Origin of the sequence: Pseudomonas typographi (assembly GCF_014694385.1) — a bacterium.
Lineage (GTDB): Bacteria > Pseudomonadota > Gammaproteobacteria > Pseudomonadales > Pseudomonadaceae > Aquipseudomonas > Aquipseudomonas typographi.
In genome coordinates this window covers 1-592 of the sequence record NZ_JAAOCA010000128.1, presented here as the reverse complement: position 1 = coordinate 592, position 592 = coordinate 1, and the positions used below count along the sequence as shown (strand labels likewise).

The window sequence follows — 592 nt, the reverse complement described above, 5'->3', positions numbered from 1 at the left end:
CCCAGGCACACCTCGATGCGGCGGCGCAGGAGCATGGCTACGATAACTTGATGACGGCCATCAGCTATGCCGACGAGCCTACAGTGGCGCGCTTTCAGGCGGACGGAAAGGCATTTAGGGCGTGGCGCTCTTTGGTTTGGGAATACGCCTACGAACAGCTTTCCGCGGTGGAGGCGGGCACCCGCGAGGTGCCGACGCTGGAAGCGTTCCTGGCCGAACTGCCTGTGCTCGAGGTGCCGGCATGACGCTCGATCCCGGCAAGTTCGCCGCTGGCGTGGCCACCTGCCAGGTTAGCCGGTGGGAGTTCACGCTGCTGGAGCCGCTGGTGTTCAACGACCCGGTGCACGGGATGCTCGAAGTCCCGGCCGGCTTCACCAGCGACCTGGCGTCGATTCGCATCCTGCGCGAGATTTGCCGGTGGGGTGCCATTGGCGCGCTGATTGCCGGCGCGGTGCTGACGTTCGTCTCCTGGCTGGCGCCGCTGCTCTGGATCATCGCCGTGGGCGCTCTGGCGCTGTATGGCATCTGCGCCGGCTACGGCATGCGCCCGGCGATTCTGCACGACCAGCTTTATGGCCAAGGCGCATTCACC

Annotated in this window: 2 protein-coding genes; both read left to right on the top strand. The window is 65.9% G+C overall.

Going from position 1 to position 592, the window contains the following annotated elements; translation table 11 throughout:
* Window positions 1-245, top strand: a 245-nt coding sequence (locus HAQ05_RS28025) for a hypothetical protein (RefSeq protein WP_190427681.1), incomplete at its 5' end; no start/stop codon positions are given.
* The coding region (locus tag HAQ05_RS28020) for a hypothetical protein (RefSeq protein WP_190427679.1) at window positions 242-592 on the top strand (351 nt) is incomplete at its 3' end. The genes HAQ05_RS28025 and HAQ05_RS28020, both read left to right, overlap by 4 nt.